A 17,430-nucleotide genomic window follows, 5' to 3' on the forward strand; every position below is an offset into this window, starting at 1 on the left:
GTTGCGCGTCAGCCGTCCCTGGCGGCAAGTGGAACGGTGCCCTCCACCGTTGTCCTGTACATCACCCGGCGATATCCGGGATAATCGTTGATGGCGGTGTGCAGGACATGGGGATTGTTCCACATACCGAGCGTCTTCGGTTCCCAACGCAGCCTGCAGTTGAACTCGGGCCGGACAGCCCGCGCCATCAGGAAGTCGATCATCGGCTTGCTTTCTTCCTCCGTCATCCCCTTGAAATTGGTCATCACGCTGCTGACGAAGACATAGCGCCGGCCAGTCTCGGGGTGGCGACAGATCACAGGATGCTCGACGACGGCATTCTCGATCGCCTCGACATCGGCCTTGACGCCGAGCCGGCTGTGGGCCGCGTTGATGGCGAAGACCCCGCGGCCGCTATGGACGCCCGTCAGGCCTTGCAGGATCTCGACCAGCCGCGGCGAAAGCGAGTCATATGCCTTCTCGAGGCTGGAGAAGCAGGTGTCGCCGCCAACCGGCGGCACCTCCTCACCGTAGAGGATCGTAATGCCCGGCGGCTTCGGTAGCCAGGCGAGGTCCATGTGCCAGTCCTCGCCGATCACCTTGCCCGTGTCGTCCGGCTCGCGCACGAAGCGCACGATATCGTTAAAGCCGTCGATCGGCGTGTGCACCGGATTGCCGCTAAATGGTCCGAACCGGCGGGCGACCTTGTGGACGCCGGCGGCGTCAAGCTCCTGATCGCGCACGGCGAGCGCATGATACTTGTAGAGCGCGCGGCGAACGTCCTGGAAGGCATCCTCGCTCGCGCTCGCCAGATCGATCCCACGAATTTCTGCACCGAGCGCTCCAGTGAAGGGGCTGACCTCGAAACGAGTGAATGCGTCATCGCGCAGCACGTGATCCTCCCTAATACGCGCCTCGTCGCCATCATGGGCTGACTTACCTGCAAGTAAGTAACTTGAAAGCCAAAGGCTGTCAACTCACCCTCGCTTTGATCCACTGGATGTCTAGCCTCGACCCGAGCCCTTCCCCGCATCATGCCAAGCGGCGCGGATGATCGCGGCGAGCGCTGCGAAGGTCCTGGCGACCTCGTCGAAGCTTCCGGTGTCCTGCGTCATTGGTGGACAGGACAGAAGGGTAATGCGCAGCATGTGCACGAGCTCGTCGCTGAGTGTGTGGGAGGAAAGCTCTCCGTCCTTCACCGCCTGGTCTACCGCATGACGCAGGCTCTGATCATAGACCCGGTTGACGCGCTCCAGGGCACGTTCCGCTGGTTCGCCGAGAACCGGGAGGTCGTGGCGAAGGCGCGAAAGCGGGCTCCACATATTGCGGGCTCCCTTCTCAGCATTGAAACGTTCGTAGAAACGGCGCAGATCCTCGAGCTGCATATCGAGACGGTCGAAGAACCGGATATCGGGGGTCGTCCAGAAGCGCTTGATGCGGGCCTCGGCGTTGGCGGCGAAGTCTGCGATCAATTCCTCCATCAGCTGACGCTTGTTGCCGAAGTGATGATGGATGTTGGCGCGCGTCGTGCCGATTGCCGTCGCTATATCGCCGAAGCTGAAACCATCGTGGCCGCGTAGGACATAGAACTCGGCCGCGACCTCTTTGATTCTGGTCCGCGTAGAGTGCGCCTCGTCACCGGGAGATCCTGAAATGTTGGCTCTCATATCCCTTCCGAAATTCATGCCGCTCGCTGCCGCGACGATCACTATGCCGGAACGAGCCGCAACCGCCCACCGACCGGCACCAGACGCGATCAGCGTTGCTATCACAAATTGCCATGCGATGTACCCGTCGTACTAGAGTCTCTTTCTACGCACTGGCGGAACTAATTTGGGCCAGGTGCAGACATTCGCGGTGGGGCGGGTGAGTAGATACGGGAACGCGTATATCGACCTTCAACCTGGTTCGCGCCCTTGACTGATATTACGGGTCAAAAGGGCAATGACCTTGCTGGGGCCACGCCACAAACTCAGGCAGTGGATAGCGGCTGCGCATCGGCTGCGCCGATCACTTCTCTCATCGTCACGATGGTGCGAAACGCCTTCACGTTCGAATCGGCGTGGAAGACTTCCCGCGTGAAGACATCGTACGCCTCCATCCCTGGCAATTGCAGGAGGAGCACGAAATCGGTTTCACCGGTGACATACCAAGCCTGACGAACCTCCGAGCGCCCGCGAAGCTTGCCGATGAAGGCGTCCAACTCGACAGCGCTCTCCCGTTCCAGGGAAACGAGCACATGGATGGTTAGCGGCAGGCCCACGGCCCCCGGGCGAACGACGGCAATGTCTGCTGCGATCACGCCATCCTTCCGCAGCCGGCGCAGGCGGCGCAGAACCGCGCTCTGGGAAAGCCCGACCTGCTCGGCGAGACGCCGCGCCGGGATCTGGTTGTCGCGCTGAACCAGCGACAGCAGCACATAGTCGAAGCGATCGAGGACGGCAGTTTTCGTCATGAGGACAGGCATGTATGACGAAATCAGGCAGGCGAGCAACGATAATAGGCGCCAACCGGCGTGGTTTCCGGGATAGAACTTCGCCTCATGGCCATAGACACACAGCCGGGCCTTGACCCTGATCAGATCGCGGCGCTGTTACAGCGCCTGTCGCCATTTTATGCACCGACACCGTTGCTCGACCTGCCAAACCTCGCTGCGAGCCTGGATGTGGCCCAGGTGCTTGCCAAGAACGAGGGACACCGTGCCCTGGGCAGCTTCAAGTCCCTCGGCGGCACTTATGCTGGTCTGTGTGCTCTGGCCCGGGCTACCGGGATGGATATCGACGAATTGCTCGATCCAGAGCGGGCCAGGACGCCGTTGCCGGCGTTAATCACGGCCAGCGCCGGCAATCACGGACTTGCCGTTGCCGCGGCGGCGAAGTTTGCCGGTGGGACGGCAAAAATATACCTCCACACGGGCGTTCCTGCGGCGCGGGTCAGGCGTATCGAATCACAAGGCGCCGAAATCGTGTGGGTCGACGGCACCTACGACGATGCCGTCGATCGGGCCTCCGCGGCGGCCCGGGCCGGAGAAGGCATTCTGGTGGCCGACACCTCTAGCGACCCGGACGACCTAGCTGTAGCAGATGTCGTCGCTAGCTATGGCGTGCTTGCTGCGGAAATTCGTCGCCAGGTCAACGAGATCGGCCATCTGAGGCCAACCCACCTCTTCGTGCAGGCCGGTGTCGGCGGACTTGCCGCCGCCCTGACGACTGGGCTGAAGGACTGGTTGATGCCTCCAGCCATGATCGTCGTAGTAGAACCAGAGGCCGCAGCCTGCGTCGCGGCCGGGCTGTCGCAAGCACGGTCCGTGCGGATATCCGGCGATCTCAAGACGTCGGCAGACATGCTCGCCTGTGGCGAAGCAGCCGCATCGGCGCTCGACGTACTCCGCCAAGGCAACGCTCGGGTCATAACCGTGTCCGAAGCGGCGCTTGCCGACGCGAAGAGCCGACTTCGCGAGGCAAACGGTCCAGGCACAACCCCGTCGGGTGCGGCCGGCCTCGCCGGCCTCGCCACCGCCGTCGCGACTTCCGGCCCATCGCGGGAGCTTGCGCTCGACGAATCGAGCCGGGTGCTGATCATCGTGACCGAGGCCGAACTGGAGAAGGACGCATGACGATGGCGCCAAACCCCGGACCATTGAACAAAAGAGCGGCTGGGCCGCGGACTGCTCGAGATGCCCACGCTTCAGACTCAACGCAGAACGGGTCCATGAAGCTCATCTACCAGACCCACTCCCCCTACGCGCGCAAGGTTCTGGTCTTTGCCCACGAGGCCGGGCTTGCCGGACGTCTGCGCGTCATTCATCACGAGACGAGCCCCATCAATCGCAACGATGATGTGTTTGCGATCAATCCGCTTGGCAAGGTGCCCGCTCTCGTTCTCGACGACGGCTATGCGATCTTCGATTCGAGCGTAATCTGCAGCTATCTCGACAGTCTCGAAAGCAGTCCTCGGCTCATCCCCGAAACAGGGCGAGCAAAATGGTCCGCCTTGCGCCTCCAGGCGCTCGCCGGCGGCATGTGCGACGCAGGCATTTCCATCCGCTGGGAAAACGAGCGCCGCCCTGAACATCTGCGTTATCCTGCCTTGGGCGCAGGCATGACGATGAAGCTCATCGAATCCTATAACTTCGTGGAACGCGAGGTCGAATTCGACGCACCGCTCCATGTCGGCCACATCGCGCTCGCCACTTGTCTAAGCTGGCTGGAATTCCGGGGACTGCCCGACTTCTTGCAGGGAAGGCCACGACTGACACGATGGTATAGATCCTTCGTGGAACGCCCTTCAATGCGTGCCACACCCTACGACGGCGACACGCGTGATTGATATCGATCGCTAGGCTTTCGAAATCCAGTATGTGTCGGTCACCAGCCAAGCGTTCTCGAGGCCATTTGCTGGTCGGCCTGGATGATATTGCGCGAGACGGGTGACCTTGCCTCGGGCAGCCTTGAGGGCGGCCATCAAGGCCTTTTCTTCGTCACTGCGCCTAGCTCCGCTGCAGGGGTAAAACCCGCATGGCACAAGTGACCGTACGGGAAACGTATCGCCGACCCTTTCCAGAAGCATCATGAAACCTCGTCGGTCCTCACCTGTGAACGGCAGTGCCATCCGGCCAGCGTCGGACAAATTTGAAAGCCACCGTTCCGGCACGTGCGTCACGCCGGCAAAAGCGACCACGACATCGAGGTTTGGCAGATCAACTGCCTGCGTTGCATCACCTGATATCACTTCTACATGGGCATAATGAGCAAGATTGCTTTGCGCACGCCGAGCCAGTTCTTCGTCGATCTCATATGCAATCACGCGTCCTTCAGAACCCGTTAGTTCAGCGAGGATGGCGGTGAAATAGCCGACACCGGCGCCCACCTGAAGGACAGTCTGGCCGGGAGTGATGTTCAGATGGTCGAAAACCAATGCCCAAAGCGACGGCAAGCCGCTGTTCAGTCCGCGTTTTTCGTCAAGCAAGACCAGAACGTCGTGGTAAATCTCATGAAGTGCGGCTGAAGGGCTGGTATGGACCGCCCCGATTTGCAATCTCGAATGGATACGCCAAGGCCCGTTGCCAAGGTAGTGTTCGCGCGGAACCTTTGCGAAGGCCTCGATGACCGCAGGGTTGTGCAAGACAGGTGATGAGACACGCAGATCTTCGGCAAACCACCGGCGCGCTTCACTAGCATCGATTCTTGTCGGCATGGAATATCGGCTCCGGATCGCACGTACTCAATCATGCTCTCAGAAAACCGAACGACGGCAAAGGGGCGCTATCCCCGCATTGAAGGGCAATGCCCGCTATCCGTTTGCCATAGAGCGCAGCTTTGCCGAGTGCCCTGCCCTCTTTGCCTGTGGACCCGCCCGTTTCGGCGCCTGGCGTCTGACCGAATTTGGCGCACGGGTGCCCGGAACGACGCCAGGACATCAACTCGCGCGGCGGATTGATACTCATTCTCGTGACATAGGGGGATTTTATAGCAAAGCGCGGACACCGGCGGCAACCTCGGCCAAGTCGTCATTGAGCTGGTGGTTGCGGCCGTCGAGCCGATGCAGGAGCGCGCTGGGTATCGCTGCTGATAGAGATCAATATGCGCAAAAGCGCAAGTTCGTCCCTGCTGCCGTGATGGCTTTTTCGTGGGCGAGAACCATCAAAATTTCTGGCATTGTTCCGAAGGCCGACCGCGAGGCTGTAAGGCGTGGCGATATGGAAGACACGCAACGCTCCGCCCGACGATCACATCCTCCGGCTGGCCAGCAGCCTTGTGAGCCAGTTCGGATCCATTTCCGGCACGGAGGATAAAAGCCGCTCGGTATAGGGGCCGTGCGGCGGCGTGAGAATTTCGCTCTTTAATGCCCGCTCAACGACTTTACCTTGGTGCACCCCAATTTCGTCGGCGATCGCCCGCACGGTGGCAATGTCATGGGTGATGAAAATGCAGCTCCTGCCGAGTTCGCGCTGAAGCCGCATTAAGAGCTTGAGGATTTCCTCTTGCACAATCTGGTCGAGCGCGGACGTGATTTCGTCGCAGATGATGAGTTCCGGATCGGCGGCCAACGCCCGGGCGCAAACGCGCTGCTTCTGACCCCCCCGACAGTTCGGCCGGCAGACGATCCAGGTAAGTTTCGCTCATCTCGACCATGTGCATGCGTTCGCCGATCCCCCGATCCCACAACCAAGCCGTACTACTGCGCGGCAAGGTGATTGGCGGTTCGGAGCCTGTTGCCGGACCTTAACCCGGAGACTTAACCGCCCTTGTACACCCTAAGTTAAACGCAGTTTACCAAACAGACGAGGACAGTAGGCAAACCCGCCCCTAGGGTAAGAGGTCGTTCTGTCGATTTATCCGGGAGATACTATTGTCAGTCGTGTGGAAACAGAAGCAAACTTGCGATTCTCCATGCAGACACTATTGCAGTTCATGTGCTCTCATCCCATAGGGGGACGTTGTCGAAGAATGAGTGGGGGAACAACAATTTTCTCGGTGTTACCGCAAAAATCTATAAACCCCATTCGGTGATATGCCGGCAGGAGGACGACAACAGTGAGATATTCATTGTAAAATCGGGCTGGGGCATACTTTATCAGGCACTGCCGGACGGAGAGCGGCAGATCATAGACACTCCCCTCAAAGGGGATGTCGTCGGTTTCCGTGGCTTGGACGGACCCCGTCTTGCGTCGCTGGCGTCCATAACCGAACTAGCTGTTTATGAAATTTCCAGTAAGGAACTGGTCGAGGCCATCCTGTCGGACGGCCGAATCGGGAAGAAGATCGCCTGTTCGCTGGCGCGCCTGAACGCCATCTTTGCCGAACATCTGACAAATACCGGGCGACGGAACGCGATGAGGCGTACCGCCCATTTCCTGCTGGAGTTGGAAGAGAGGCTCTCCATGGTTGAGCTGTCGGTTGATGGAAGATATGAGTGTCCTCTTGCCCAGCATGAACTGGCCGACATCCTCGGAATGACCACGGTTCACGTCAACCGAACGTTAAGGGAGCTGCGCAAGGCCGATCTCGTCTCTTTCAAGTCAGGCCATGTAGAGGTGATCAACCGCAAGAAGCTGGTCGAAACAGCCGGATTCGACAGCGAGTATCTCAGGTAGCGGCTATATCTCTTTGAACGCCAGCGCATGGACACCAAAATGAAGACGGTCGTTCCGTCGCCGGAACAGTTCGAGACGACATTTACGGAGGGCTGGTCGTGCGCGGGACGCCTGACGTCTCGACGACAGCGGTATGCGGCTCGAGGCGGTCGACGGTTGGGCTGAGCGGAACGCAACCCAGCTCGTGCCGAGCAAAGCAAAGTGTGCGAAGGGAGATCATCATGACCCGACGGCAACACTTGTGAATCGGCGTGCAAAATTCGACGCCGATTTTGCACGCCGATTCACAGGCCGAAGCCTCCCAGACCGAGGACCGGGCGGTATGGGCTGCGAGAGGCTTGGCGGCGAAACACGCTGGCGTCATTGCCGTGGTCGCGCGATGCTAACCCTGCATTAGGCGAATACGGCGAGCCGACGACATTGTTCGTCAGCCGCGACGTGCCTGATATGGAATGAGCTTCCTTCGGAGACAAGAGCTACGGCGGCAGTAGCTTTCCCTCCTCTTTGGCGGCCTCAAGGAACGCTCTGCGAACCACATCGGGCTTCACCTGATCGATCATTGCATCCATGCAGAGTTGCACCGCGCTATGCCACTTAGGGCCGCGCTTGCTCCACTTCAGGAGCTGCTCAGCGGCCCTTCGACGTTGCTGCATTGGTAGATGACGCCGGGACGGCCGGTCTTTACGGGAATCGACGGTGAAAACCAATGGAGCGACATTTGTACATAAGCCTTATCTAAACTAAGAGTTCCGTCAGCCACGCCCCGGTTCGAGCCAAGGATCGGAAAACCGGCTATGGCCCAGCCCCGCGCAGCCCCTTCTGGCTGGCCATATCGGGGTAGGGACGCAGCGTAGACATCTATTTTAGGATGCATTGCCAACTCAGAGATGATCATTGCGGTGATGCGAGCCGCTTGGCTAAAGCCGTCGTGGCAACGCTGATGCAGCGGGGCCGGTGATGACGGTTGTAGTCTCGCGTCTCGGCCGCGGTGCGTTTCTCAGAGCCCCTTAGAGACTGCCCCAGCCATAGACCGTTGCGGCCGGGTCAGACGGCCTCGCGGTTGAGATGAACTGCAATTGAATTGCGCTCCACCAAGCGGGCCGCAAGGACACGGTGCTCGAAAGGTAACGTGGCCTCCGCCAACCTCTTCAAGAGAAGCTCCGCTGCCGCCGCTCCAATCAAATGTGCCGGCTGCGCGATGGCTGTGATACCCTGGGTCACGAACTGCATCCAGTCGAGATCGTCGAAGCAGAGCAGCGAAACGTCTCCTGGAATCGCAAGCTTCAATGCGGAAATGGCCTCCAGAACCCCTGTCGACATCACACCATCGGCCGTAAACAGAGCGGACGGTGCATTGCGCATTGTCAGCAGATCGAGCGCCTCCTTGCGGGCTGCCTCGCTAGAATAGACCGCCACGCGACGGATCAACTGCGGATCCGGCGTAATGCCCGCGGCGCGATGGGCTTCGAGATAACCCAATAGTCTCTGCCAGCTTGGATGATGGTAGCGAAGATCAGCGCTGGAGAGATCAACGTTTGCCACAAACGAGCCAACATCGTCGCGTTGGCCCGGCCCGAGTTCCGCCAATATTCCGATGCGGCTGTGTCCGGCCGCTATCATCGCCGCGATGCTGCTATGCGTTACAGAAACGTTGTCGACCACGACTGAATCGGTTTCCAGGCCCGCCACCATGCGGTCGAACTGCACGACGGGACAGCGAGCCGCGACTGCTTCACGAAGATGATCCGGCTCGTCCACGAAGGTCGATGAGACAATTAAACCGTCGACCTGCTTTTCCAGCAGCAGTTGCACCGCCTCTTGCTCGAGTTCGGCATTTTCATCACTGTTCGTAACGATAACCCCGAAGCCGCCACGGCGCGCGACATCCCCTATTCCGCGCAGCACGCTGGCGTAGAATGGGCTTTCGATGTCGCCAACCACAACGCCGATAGTCTGCGTTTTACCGGTGATCAGACCTTTGGCAAGGCGATTGGGGCGGTAGCCCAGCTCAGCTGCTGCGGCCCGCACCTTCTCCTGAACCTCGGGGCTGCTGTAGCCGTAGTCACCAAGAACACGCCCGGCCGTGGCGGAACTCACCCCGGCCCGGCGAGCGACCTCTATGATAGTTGCGTTTTTGGGTAATCTTTGAGTCACTCGGCAAACCTACCGCCCATGCGCGCGTTGTGCCGGCGACCTAGCGGCAGTTAAGCCCGCCCCGCAAGGCCGAACACCGGAACAGCCGCCGTTGCGCACACCATTGCAATCACAGCACCTCGGACAAAAAGCGCCCAAGACGCGGGCTTTGCGGGTTATCAAATAGGTCCTCTGGTCGGCCTGCCTCGACAATTCGCCCCTCGTCCATGAATACGACCTGGTTCGCGACCTTGCGGGCGAAATTCATCTCGTGTGTTACGACCACCATCGTCATCCCGCCCCGACCGAGATCGGCCATCAAGTTCAGGACGCCTTTGACCAATTCCGGATCGAGCGCGCTGGTGACCTCGTCGAACAGCATAATCTCGGGTTCGAGGGCCAGGGCGCGCGCGATGGCCACCCGCTGCTGTTGCCCGCCCGAGAGATTGGCCGGCCGATGGTCCTTACGCTCCAGCAGTCCGACTTCATTCAGCCTCGCCAAGGCCGCGCCCTCAGCCTCCTCGCGCGACATGCGTTTAACTTTGCGAAGCGCCAAGGTGATGTTGGCGAGCGCGCTGCGGTCGGGGAACAGATTGAACTGCTGGAAAACCATGCCGACGCGCCGCCGGAGTTGGTCAGGGGTCTGTTTGTAGATGCTTTCGCCATCGAGCAGAATGTCACCGGCTCGACACTCTACGAGGCGGTTGAGGCAACGCAGCAAGGTCGACTTGCCCGAGCCGGATGGACCGATGAGGCAGGTGACGGTCCCCGGCTCCACTTTCAGACTGACGTCATGGAGGACCTGGACGGCGCCATAGGCCATGTCGATATTCTTGACCTCAATACCGCCACCCTTGAAGCGTGTGGGCTCTGCTGCAGGCAACGTCGCTGTGCCCGGCACGCCCGCTTCGGCAAGCTCGGCGACTTCCTTGAGGCCACTTTGCACAGCGGTGATACGTTTGCCGACGCGCATGCGCGCGTCGATGTAATTGACGAGGTGGGTTAGCGGCACCGTGATCACGAGATAGAACACGCCGGCCAGCAACAGCGGCGACAAGTTGCCGGTCAGCACGGCTTGGTCCTGGCCGACGCGGAACAGTTCGCGTTCGGAGGCGAGCAGACCAAGGAAATAGACCAGGCTGGAGTCCTTTACGTTGCCGATGAACTGGTTGACCAGTGCGGGCAGGACGCGGCGGATGCCTTGCGGGATCACCACCAAGCGCATGCCTTGGCCATAGGTCATGCCGAGAGTGCGGGTGGCGTCGATCTGACCACGCTCGACGCTCTGAATGCCGGCGCGGAAAATCTCCCCGATATAGGCGCCGGCGATCAGGCTGAGCGCCAGAATGCCCAGCGGATAAGGCGATGGACCGAACAGATCTCGGCCCAATCGCGCGAAGCCTTGGCCAATGATTAGGATTGTGACGATGGCAGGAAGCCCGCGGAAGATATCGGTGTAGACGCGGGCAAGGAGTTTCAGCGGCCGGTTCTCGGAAATCCCCATCACGGCGAGTACGATACCGATCAGCGTCCCGAAAAACGTCGAGGCAAGGGCCAGGATCAGGGTGTTCTTGAGGCCGACCATCACCATGTTCGGCAGAACTTCTGCCATCGCCTGGAAATCAAGAAAGCTGCGGGCGAAGTTGTCGAACCAGCTCATATCAAGTCCATCTATAACTCGGCCGGGCACCGTTGCTCACGGGCCCGGCCGGAAACGCTAACGAATACGCGCGAATTTACTTCTTTGGCAGATATTGATCCGGCATCGGGGTACCCGGGAACCATTTCTCGTGAAGCCGTTTCCAGGTGCCATCGTCCATGGCCTCTCGCAATGCCTTGTTGAGCGCTTCTCGGAAGGCGTCGTTGCCCTTCTTGACCACGAAACCGGCTGGCGCATCGAAGGACGGCACGTTCATTGTTATCTTCAGGTTCTTATAGCGCTCCACATACTGCTTGGCCGACTCATAGTCAGTGAAATGCCCATCGATCGTCCCGTTGTTCAGCGCCGCCACGGCAGTGTTGTTGTCCGGGAATTTGACGATGTCGCCCTTCAGATTCTTCTCGGCATAGATTTCCTGCAACGTCCCCTGGATCACGCCAATGCGCTTTCCGGCGGTGCTCTCATTGCTCGTCAGAGCCGGATCAGGCGAAATGATCGACAGGTAGCCAGCGAGATAGCCGTCGCCAAAATCCACGGTCTTCTTGCGCTCCGCGGTCGTGCCAATGGCGGCGACAGCGACGTCGAAGCGACCGTTGGCGACAGAGGGCAGCAGGGCCGAGAATTCCTGACCGGTGAAAACGACCTGCTCCTCCTTGAACCCGAGCCGGCGCGCTACGTCGCGGAAGAGTTCAGCGTCGAAACCGGTGAAGTTGCCGTTGGCGTCGGTGAAGACATAGGGTTTCGCATCGCCCATGGTTCCGACGCTGATCACCGTCGGGTCGATGAGGTTGTAGGGGTTGTCGGCCGCTTTTGCCTGCGTTGATGCGGCCAACGTGCCAAGTCCTGTCACCAGCGCGATCGTCAGCGCCAGACCGGATTTCACAAATTGGCGCCTGCTCGAATTCGTTTGCATGTCTTCTCCTCTTACGATTGGCCGAAGTCGGCCTGCGGTCCCACTCGACGACCCGTCCATCAAAACGCTCTTTCATGGCGTTGGTTAGATGAATGAGAACGTTATCACTTTGACTAGCATTGTCCATTTCTCGCGTCAATTGCTCAGTTGAATTCCCCAACTAGACGGTTCTCTCGTCTTGAATGCGCCGAGCTCCGCGGAGGACCTCCGGCGTGATCTTTCCTAGATCAATTGCTGCCGCATAGCCGATCGCCCCGTAGTACCGGCAGGTAGCAGCCGCCGCCTCCGCGGCTTGGCTAAGAATGTCCTGAGGCGCCTCTTTCTTAAGCAGGCCGAATAGCGTTCTTGCGATGAAGGTGTCGCCCGCGCCCAGGGTGTCGACGGGTTCGACCAACCGCGCCGGGGTTCGGTAAGAGACGGTGTCGCCGTGAAGCACCGCGCCGGCCCGACCGCGAGTCACAAGAACCCACCTTGAACCAAATGCGAGCAATTCGGCTGCGATTGCGGCCAATTCCTTGTCGTCGAGACCGTCACCCGAGACACAAGCCAGATAGCAATAGGGCCCAATCTCGCGTCGGTGTCCCGGTTCCCGGCGGGTGGAAAAATCATAAGACAACAGTGACTTACTTGATACAGCGGCAACCCACGGGTCCAAACCGCTGGACTGGCCGATGTGGACGGCCTGAAAACCCGAGAGAAAATCCAGATCTTCTTGCGTCGGCGTGAACACCGAAACTCCGAGATCGAAGTCCAGGAAAATCCGATCGGCGTTGCGGTGACCTATGAGGCAGTAGGCGGTCGGCCCTTCAAGGCGCCGCAATCGGGTGATGTCCACGCGGTCGGACTTGAGTGCGGCGTGGATCAAGTCCCCTGCCCGGTCTTTGCCGATCGCCCCAACATAGGCCGACTGCCCGCCGAAGCGGCTGACATACACCGAGACATTGAGGCAATTTCCGCCAGGATACATCTCGCCGCGAGCGAGATAACAATCGACCACGTTGTCGCCCATCGCGGCAATCTTGACCATCGCAGGACTTTCAGTTTAAAGGGTGTGATAACGTTCGCACAATGGCCCGCTATTGTCAATTGTGCGCCGGCCCAAGCTCTGTCAACGAGAAGAGGAACCTAATGATTTTCGCCCTCCCCGCCGACGTTGAACGCGCCCTGGCCGCTACGGCGGGCAGGCAGTTTTCGCATCTATTCCTCGTGGCGTGCGGCGGCTCGCTCTCGATCATGATGGCAGGCAAATACTTTGTCGACCGTCACAGCGGCACATTCGCCTGCGATATCTACAACGCGGATGAGTTCGTCTGCCGAGATCCGCGACGGTTGGGACCTGACGCGCTCGTCGTCCTTTGCTCGCAGACAGGCACCACCCAGGAGACCGTGCGAGCGGCCAATCATGCAAAGGATCAAGGCGCGACGACAATCGGCATGACGCTCGACCAGATATCGCCCCTCGCGCAGGCGGTCGACCACGCAGTCGCCTACCAGGCCTCCTACACGACGGGCAAACCGATCGATGCAGCCCGCAGCAACTACGGCGTGCTCTACATGTTGCTCGCCGGCCTAATCGATGCTCGGGAGGATGCCGGGCTGACCGCCGATCTGCTGATGAGCCTGAGCCATCTTCAGCCGGCGATCGAACGTGCGCACCGGACCTATGCCGACCGGTTTAAGGCCTTCGTACCCCGTTTCGCGCCGCGCAAAGCGATCTACACACTGGCCAGCGGTGCAAGCTACGGTGCGGCGTATTCCTACGCCATCTGCGTGTTGATGGAGATGCAGTGGTACGACTCGCAAGCCATACACGCCAACGAGTTCTTTCACGGCCCGTTCGAGGTGGTGGACCGGGATACTTGCTTCGTGGTCTTGATGGGTTTGGACGAGACGAGGCACCTTACGGAACGCGCTCGCGATTTCCTTTTCAAGCACGGCAGCCGGGAAAACATCCTGGTGCTCGATGGAGCGGAACTCGACCTCAGCGGTATGTCCGAACACATCAAACCCTATCTCGTGCCCTTGGTCTTCTTCGACACTCTATGGCGTTTTGCCTATACGCTGGCTGGTCTGCGCGGCCAGCCGATGCTCGAAGGCCGGCGCTACATGAAGAAGCTCACGGACTACTAGTTCCGCCGCGCTCTGCAGCCATCCAACAACTCCCAGCCCGGCTTCTGCGTAGAAGGATTTTTCTATGACTGCATCCCCAAAACCGCGCCAAGTCGTCGTCATCGGCGCTGGCATCTTCGGCATCTCTTCCGCGCTGCACCTCGCTCGTCTTGGCTTTGATGTAACCATTGTCAACGACGGCGCGCCGGCCAACGGTGCATCCGGCCGTTCACTTTCCTGGCTGAACTCAGCGCGACGTGCTGACACTGCTTACCACCGCTTGAGGCTTGCGGGCATCGACCGTTATCGGACCCTGGCGGCCACAAGGCCGGAAACGGCGTCGTGGCTTCGCTTTGACGGCGGCCTCACCTGGGATGCGGATGATGGGACGAACCAGATCGCCTCCATCTGCCAACTGGAGCAGGATATTGGTTATGACGCGCTTCTGCTCGGCCCTGCCGAAGTCGGCGCAGTGACGCCCGGTGTCAACGCCAGCGCAATCACCCCGCAGGGTGCCATCTTCAATCCTGGCGAAGGATGGGTTGACCTGCCCTGCCTGATCGATCTGCTGCTCAATGAGTTCCGCTCCCGCGGCGGCAAGCTCGTCCAGAACGCCGGACGCGTGCGGATAGATGCCACAGGTGGTCGCGCGCGTGGCGTCGTCACTGCCGACGGTGTGCCGTTAAAGGCGGATGCAGTGGTCCTTGCCGTTGGGCCAGCGACGCCTGCCATGCTTGCGGAGATCGGAGTTCGTGTCCCCGACGCCACGCCGATTTCACTCCTCTTGAAAACCAAGCCGATCAAGACCGAGCTCCGTGCCGTGCTGAATACGCCGCGCGTGGCGGTGCGCCCGACGCCGGATGGCGAACTTGTTTTGGATTCGGCGTGGTCGGAGGAAGAAGTCGTGGTCAACTCTGATGGAACTTACACCGTGCACGACAAGACCGTCAAAGGACTGCTCGACGAGGCTAGTGCGGTGCTCGAGGGCAATCGGCGGCTCCAACTCGCTACCTATGCAGTTGGCCCGAAGCCCATCCCGGGCGACGGCGAGCCAGTGCTTGGCTCCGTCGAGACCGTCGCCGGGCTTCACGTCGCCTTTAGCCACAGCGGCGCCACGCTTGGATTGATCGTCGGCGAATTGCTTGCCAAAGAAATCGCCTCAGGCAATCCGCATCCCATGCTTGCAACGTTTCGCGCTAGTCGATTCAGCTGAAAGGGCAATTGCGGCAAGGCCGAACTGTCCAAGCGCGGACGCTCAAGGGAGAAGATGAATGCCCCGCAAACTATGGCCAGATAGCCGCTCGCGATCCACTGGAGTGCGCTGAGCGCGACAAGTTGCGCAAGCCTCAATTCAAAGCCAAGAAGATCGAAAGGCAGACTGCACCGAAGAGCCCGGCGGTCTACCTTGTGTGAATTAGGTGCAGTGCAGACTTCCCGCCCTTCACGGGCGCCGCTGACAGCTTGCGGTCAAAGCTGGCAAGTTGGCCGCCTCGCGCCTTGGCGAGCGCGAGAAGGTACGTATCCGTGACCTGTGCCGAAGTCAGGATTTTCGCTGCATCGATGTCGCCGGAGCCAACCAGGCTCACATCGTCGGGCCAGAAGCTGTGCCCGTGCAGAGCCCGCAACTTGGTAACGATTTGCGCAACGATGGCGGGCGAGCCGGGAGAATTAGGATATCTTTGGTTCCCGACGATGCGCAGGACGCCGTTTTCGGTGATCGGACAAGTAGCCCATGCCGCGTTGCCCGTCTCTTCGAACCAGCCATGCGCGTCGCCATAGGCGACGTGACCAGGATCGATCAGTGCGATCAGCACATTGACACCGAGCAGGAAGGTCAAGGCAGTTCGTTTCGCAAGGCGTTGACCGTCTCAAGCGTGACAGGAGGTGCATGCGGCCGAGGCGACAGAAGAGGAATCCCGTTGCGCTCGCCGCCAGCTTGAGGCCGGCGCAGCGAGCGCCGGGCGAGATCGCTAATGACCTCGCCGAGGCTACGACCCTGCTGCCGGGCCATGGCCCTGGCCGCGACCAGGACGTCGTCATCAATCGCCAGTGTGGTTCTCATATCACTCTCCTGACGCGCATCAAACATCACGCATGATGTGGACTAGCTACGTCGGACACTCAAGCGGTGCGAATACCCGGCGGATTTGCGTGGAACACGTTTTGCCGGAAAGATCGTCGCTCCGCGGCTTCAACCTTTATGCGACGAAAACTGCGCCCGCGGTAATCAGCGAAACGCCAAGCCAGTTCGGCAGGGACAATTGTTATCTGAGGAAAACCGCACGGAATACCGTGTCAAGCGCGACGCTTAGCGTGGCGTCACCGAGCAACTCGCCCTCCCACAATGCAGCACCAGGGCTGCGATGACATGTCTTGATCGTGTTGCTGAAGTCAGCCAGATCCTACGTCGATAACGGCCTTGATCAGACCGGACTTCTGCTGCGCCCAGATTGCGATGTCGCGTGGGCTGTCGCGCAGGGTGGTGCGGTGGGTGACAAGCTGGTCGATTGGTATTTTTCCAGCGCGGATCGAGGCAATGACGTGCTGGAAATCGCTACGAGTCGCGTTGCGACTGCCGATCAGCATCATTTCCCGTTTGTGGAACTCTGGATCGGAGAAAGTTATGTCGTCCGGCACGACGCTGACCATCACCATGACGCCGCCATGAGCAACATAGGCAAGGCAGACTGCATCGAACGGCTGTTTCCCGTTGCGTCGAAGACGACGTCGAAACCTGCTCCCGCAGTTCGCGCCGCTATCGTTTCGATGATCGAAGGTCAGCCGCTCGGTATCGACGTCCATGACGGTCACGTTCTGTTGCGCGATTCGCGCAAAAAGCGCCGTGCCGAGGCCGATCGGCCCGGCGCCGATAACCAAGGTGCGAATGCCCGGCCCCGCCATGCATCTGCGGACTGCGTGGGCACCGATGGCCAGAAACTCGACCGTGGCCGCCTCCACCAGTGACAGGCCGGCCGCTGGAATCAAGTTTTGCGCCGGCACGAGAATCTGCTCACTCATGGCACCGTCACGGTGCACGCCAAGCACCTCGATCGACATGCAGCAGTTAGGCTTGCCCTGGCGGCAGGCGGCACAATGTCCGCAGGCAAGATAGGGATTGACGAGGATTTGCTCTCCGACCGACAGGTCCACGGGCGCGTTGATTGCCGCGATTGTTCCCGAAACCTCATGGCCCATGATGCGCAGATAGGCGAGATAAGGATGCCTGCCCTCGAAGATGTGGTAGTCGGTTTCGCATATCCCGACAAAGGCGACATTGACCAGTGCCCAGCCTTCGGGCGGAGCGTCTGGTGCCTGCTGCTCCTCAAACACCAGTCTGCCGGGCTCGGAGCATCGCACGACTTTGATGGTGGGATCCATGACGGCAATTCCCCCCTTGCTAAGCTGGAGTCCGGCAACAGGAAGTGGGGGGGGGGGGGGAAAACGCCCCCCCCCGGGGGGTGGAAAGCAGAACAAAAGCTTTGGGGGGGTCCCCACACCCCGCCCCCAAAAAAAAAATACCAGGCACGGGTTGCCCCCCCA

Annotated in this window: 17 protein-coding genes and 1 pseudogene; 5 read left to right on the forward strand and 13 right to left on the reverse strand. The window is 60.0% G+C overall.

Annotation, left to right across the window (positions count from 1 at the left end; genetic code table 11):
- Positions 1-8 precede the first annotated feature (8 nt).
- The 3 genes from NKJ09_RS13210 to NKJ09_RS13220 form a co-directional block, all read right to left on the reverse strand.
- Positions 9-872, reverse strand: a complete 864-nt coding sequence (locus NKJ09_RS13210) for a TauD/TfdA dioxygenase family protein (protein ID WP_023718497.1) — start codon at positions 870-872, stop codon at positions 9-11.
- Between the two features lie 111 nt (positions 873-983).
- Positions 984-1,646, reverse strand: a complete 663-nt coding sequence (locus NKJ09_RS13215; RefSeq protein ID WP_198030474.1) for a TetR/AcrR family transcriptional regulator — start codon at positions 1,644-1,646, stop codon at positions 984-986.
- 305 nt (positions 1,647-1,951) lie between these two features.
- Entirely contained in the window at positions 1,952-2,434 is a 483-nt protein-coding gene (locus NKJ09_RS13220; RefSeq protein ID WP_023718499.1) for an Lrp/AsnC family transcriptional regulator, read from the reverse strand.
- A gap of 87 nt (positions 2,435-2,521) precedes the next feature.
- Here NKJ09_RS13220 and NKJ09_RS13225 point away from each other — a divergent pair, with 87 nt between their 5' ends.
- Together NKJ09_RS13225 and NKJ09_RS13230 are read left to right on the forward strand one after the other, a co-directional pair.
- Positions 2,522-3,595 (forward strand): pyridoxal-phosphate dependent enzyme, encoded by a 1,074-nt coding sequence (locus tag NKJ09_RS13225; protein WP_352496636.1) that lies wholly within the window; start codon positions 2,522-2,524, stop codon positions 3,593-3,595.
- Positions 3,596-3,690: 95 nt separating this feature from the next.
- On the forward strand, positions 3,691-4,308 hold the full coding sequence (locus NKJ09_RS13230) for a glutathione S-transferase family protein (RefSeq protein WP_352483668.1): 618 nt from the start codon (positions 3,691-3,693) through the stop codon (positions 4,306-4,308).
- Positions 4,309-4,317: 9 nt separating this feature from the next.
- Here NKJ09_RS13230 and NKJ09_RS13235 read toward each other — a convergent pair whose 3' ends face one another.
- Together NKJ09_RS13235 and NKJ09_RS13240 are read right to left on the reverse strand one after the other, a co-directional pair.
- A complete protein-coding gene (locus tag NKJ09_RS13235; RefSeq protein WP_352496637.1) occupies positions 4,318-5,175 on the reverse strand; it encodes a protein-L-isoaspartate O-methyltransferase family protein in 858 nt (285 codons plus the stop codon).
- A gap of 532 nt (positions 5,176-5,707) precedes the next feature.
- Positions 5,708-6,028, reverse strand: a complete 321-nt coding sequence (locus NKJ09_RS13240) for an ABC transporter ATP-binding protein (RefSeq protein WP_502897234.1) — start codon at positions 6,026-6,028, stop codon at positions 5,708-5,710.
- Between the two features lie 390 nt (positions 6,029-6,418).
- Between NKJ09_RS13240 and NKJ09_RS13245 the strand changes: the two genes are divergently transcribed.
- Positions 6,419-7,075, forward strand: coding sequence for a Crp/Fnr family transcriptional regulator (locus tag NKJ09_RS13245; protein WP_352496638.1), 657 nt, complete (start codon positions 6,419-6,421; stop codon positions 7,073-7,075).
- Between the two features lie 476 nt (positions 7,076-7,551).
- Here the strand turns inward: NKJ09_RS13245 and NKJ09_RS13250 are convergent, their stop codons facing one another.
- From NKJ09_RS13250 to NKJ09_RS13270, 5 genes are all read right to left on the reverse strand, one after another.
- A complete protein-coding gene (locus NKJ09_RS13250; protein WP_023718504.1) occupies positions 7,552-7,728 on the reverse strand; it encodes a DUF982 domain-containing protein in 177 nt (58 codons plus the stop codon).
- Between the two features lie 391 nt (positions 7,729-8,119).
- Entirely contained in the window at positions 8,120-9,229 is a 1,110-nt protein-coding gene (locus NKJ09_RS13255; protein ID WP_023718505.1) for a LacI family DNA-binding transcriptional regulator, read from the reverse strand.
- Positions 9,230-9,338: 109 nt separating this feature from the next.
- Entirely contained in the window at positions 9,339-10,868 is a 1,530-nt protein-coding gene (locus tag NKJ09_RS13260; protein WP_023718506.1) for an amino acid ABC transporter permease/ATP-binding protein, read from the reverse strand.
- 76 nt (positions 10,869-10,944) lie between these two features.
- Positions 10,945-11,781, reverse strand: a complete 837-nt coding sequence (locus tag NKJ09_RS13265; RefSeq protein ID WP_352483671.1) for an ABC transporter substrate-binding protein — start codon at positions 11,779-11,781, stop codon at positions 10,945-10,947.
- 160 nt (positions 11,782-11,941) lie between these two features.
- Positions 11,942-12,808, reverse strand: coding sequence for a PfkB family carbohydrate kinase (locus NKJ09_RS13270; RefSeq protein ID WP_023718508.1), 867 nt, complete (start codon positions 12,806-12,808; stop codon positions 11,942-11,944).
- Positions 12,809-12,909: 101 nt separating this feature from the next.
- On the opposite strand from NKJ09_RS13270, the gene NKJ09_RS13275 reads away from it, so the two are divergent.
- Positions 12,910-13,911 (forward strand): SIS domain-containing protein, encoded by a 1,002-nt coding sequence (locus NKJ09_RS13275; protein ID WP_023718509.1) that lies wholly within the window; start codon positions 12,910-12,912, stop codon positions 13,909-13,911.
- Between the two features lie 64 nt (positions 13,912-13,975).
- A complete protein-coding gene (locus NKJ09_RS13280; RefSeq protein ID WP_352483672.1) occupies positions 13,976-15,103 on the forward strand; it encodes an NAD(P)/FAD-dependent oxidoreductase in 1,128 nt (375 codons plus the stop codon).
- A 187-nt stretch (positions 15,104-15,290) separates the two neighbouring features.
- Here NKJ09_RS13280 and NKJ09_RS13285 read toward each other — a convergent pair whose 3' ends face one another.
- From NKJ09_RS13285 to NKJ09_RS13295, 3 genes and pseudogenes are all read right to left on the reverse strand, one after another.
- Positions 15,291-15,728 carry a TA system VapC family ribonuclease toxin gene (locus NKJ09_RS13285; protein ID WP_352483673.1) on the reverse strand — a complete coding sequence of 146 codons (438 nt, stop codon included), beginning with the start codon at positions 15,726-15,728 and terminating at the stop codon, positions 15,291-15,293.
- A complete protein-coding gene (locus NKJ09_RS13290) occupies positions 15,725-15,952 on the reverse strand; it encodes a ribbon-helix-helix domain-containing protein (protein ID WP_023718512.1) in 228 nt (75 codons plus the stop codon). The genes NKJ09_RS13285 and NKJ09_RS13290 overlap by 4 nt, the downstream gene beginning before the upstream one ends.
- Before the next feature lie 329 nt (positions 15,953-16,281).
- Positions 16,282-17,256, reverse strand: a pseudogene (locus NKJ09_RS13295) (zinc-binding alcohol dehydrogenase family protein).
- Positions 17,257-17,430: the final 174 nt, after the last annotated feature.

The sequence above is a fragment of the Mesorhizobium sp. M0189 genome (assembly GCF_040322135.1).
Lineage (GTDB): Bacteria > Pseudomonadota > Alphaproteobacteria > Rhizobiales > Rhizobiaceae > Mesorhizobium.

What these genes read in the sequence shown, in the direction of transcription:
- NKJ09_RS13215 (WP_198030474.1), bottom strand. Translation starts at nt 1,646, where the DNA reads ATGAGAGCCAACATTTCAGGATCTCCCGGTGACGAGGCGCACTCTACG.
- NKJ09_RS13220 (WP_023718499.1), bottom strand. Translation starts at nt 2,434, where the DNA reads ATGACGAAAACTGCCGTCCTCGATCGCTTCGACTATGTGCTGCTGTCG.
- NKJ09_RS13225 (WP_352496636.1), top strand. Translation starts at nt 2,522, where the DNA reads ATGGCCATAGACACACAGCCGGGCCTTGACCCTGATCAGATCGCGGCG.
- NKJ09_RS13230 (WP_352483668.1), top strand. Translation starts at nt 3,691, where the DNA reads ATGAAGCTCATCTACCAGACCCACTCCCCCTACGCGCGCAAGGTTCTG.
- NKJ09_RS13235 (WP_352496637.1), bottom strand. Translation starts at nt 5,175, where the DNA reads ATGCCGACAAGAATCGATGCTAGTGAAGCGCGCCGGTGGTTTGCCGAA.
- NKJ09_RS13250 (WP_023718504.1), bottom strand. Translation starts at nt 7,728, where the DNA reads ATGCAGCAACGTCGAAGGGCCGCTGAGCAGCTCCTGAAGTGGAGCAAG.
- NKJ09_RS13260 (WP_023718506.1), bottom strand. Translation starts at nt 10,868, where the DNA reads ATGAGCTGGTTCGACAACTTCGCCCGCAGCTTTCTTGATTTCCAGGCG.
- NKJ09_RS13265 (WP_352483671.1), bottom strand. Translation starts at nt 11,781, where the DNA reads ATGCAAACGAATTCGAGCAGGCGCCAATTTGTGAAATCCGGTCTGGCG.
- NKJ09_RS13270 (WP_023718508.1), bottom strand. Translation starts at nt 12,808, where the DNA reads ATGGTCAAGATTGCCGCGATGGGCGACAACGTGGTCGATTGTTATCTC.
- NKJ09_RS13275 (WP_023718509.1), top strand. Translation starts at nt 12,910, where the DNA reads ATGATTTTCGCCCTCCCCGCCGACGTTGAACGCGCCCTGGCCGCTACG.
- NKJ09_RS13280 (WP_352483672.1), top strand. Translation starts at nt 13,976, where the DNA reads ATGACTGCATCCCCAAAACCGCGCCAAGTCGTCGTCATCGGCGCTGGC.
- NKJ09_RS13290 (WP_023718512.1), bottom strand. Translation starts at nt 15,952, where the DNA reads ATGAGAACCACACTGGCGATTGATGACGACGTCCTGGTCGCGGCCAGG.